The following is a 1,371-nucleotide window of genomic DNA, read 5'->3' as shown; positions in this document are numbered from 1 at the left end:
GTTCATGATTTTACACCGGTGCAGTATCCGGCCAACAACCCTCATGCGGAGTGGAAGACAACGCACTTCGATTTCCATCAGATTCATGATAATATCTTGAAATTTGATATTTTAGGCCATGTCGATCCAACCGCTATGAAAATGTTGGAAAGAATTACCGGAAAAGATGTGCGTACGATTCCGATGAATGACGAAGCAACGATGGCAATTTTCTCCGGCTTGGATTCTTTAAATATCGATACGACACGCTACAATGAAGTAACCGGGGCGGCCGGTATTCCGGAGTTCGGCACCAAATTTGTCCGAGGTATCCTGGAAAAGACTAAGCCGACGACATTTGCGGAGCTTGTCAGTATTTCCGGATTAAGCCATGGAACGGACGTATGGTTGGGAAATGCCGAGGAATTGATCAATAATGGGACATGTGTGTTAAGTGAAGTTATCGGTTGTCGTGATGATATCATGGTCGATTTAATTCAAATGGGTCTGGAACCTAAACAAGCCTTTACCATCATGGAAAGTGTTCGTAAGGGGAAAGGCTTAAAAGATGAATGGATCGAATCGATGAAGGCCAATAATGTGCCGGACTGGTATATTGATTCTTGTTTAAAGATCAAGTACATGTTCCCAAAAGCACATGCGGTTGCGTATGTTATGATGGCTGTGCGCATCGCCTGGTTTAAGGTTCATATGCCAAGAGCTTACTACTGTATGTTCTTTAGTATTCGTTGTGATGCCTATGATATTTCGACGATGATTGCAGGAGAAGAGGCCATTCGACAACGGATGACCGATATTCGCAGAGCCAGAGAAGATAAGACACAGAAGGTCAGTGATAAGGAGCTTGCGATCTATGACACATTGGAACTTGCCCTGGAAATGGCTTGTCGTGGCTATCGCTTTGCCAATGTTTCGATCAATCGTTCAGCTGCCAATGAATTTATCATGGATCCTGATGACGATAAAAGCATTATTCCGCCATTTACCAGTTTGGATGGTCTGGGGGATAACGTAGGAAAATCCATCGTAAAGGCAAGAGAAGAAAGACCGTTCTTATCGAAGGAAGATGTTTTAAAACGTACCCAGCTTTCAAAATCATTATTAGATCGCTTAGATATGATGAATGCTTTGGAAGGTTTGGACGATGAAAATCAGATGACATTGTTTTAAAAGAAAAAAGACCAGATGCTGAATATAGAGGTATGATCTGGTCCCTGTCAAGTGGACACATTAAATAAGTAAAAATGCGTTTGTCAAGAAAAGTGTGTAAGTAATTTTTAATTATCTATTGACACTCTCAAAAGCATCTTATCTTGAACAAATCAATCTTACATATGCACCAAAAGCCAGGTAGCTCTTTCAGAGTTGCCT

At 41.5% G+C, this 1,371-nt stretch carries 1 protein-coding gene; it reads left to right on the top strand.

All coding sequences use genetic code 11. The features are described 5' to 3' along the window. A partial coding sequence (locus tag U0M88_RS06410) for a helix-hairpin-helix domain-containing protein (RefSeq protein ID WP_442902235.1) occupies positions 1–1,170 on the top strand: 1,170 nt, incomplete at its 5' end. Positions 1,171–1,371: the final 201 nt, after the last annotated feature.

The organism is Faecalicoccus sp. (assembly GCF_036552745.1).
Taxonomy (GTDB): Bacteria; Bacillota_I; Bacilli_A; order Erysipelotrichales; family Erysipelotrichaceae; genus Faecalicoccus.
Note: the sequence above shows the minus strand (reverse complement) of the source record. Positions and strands in the feature narration are given on the sequence as shown.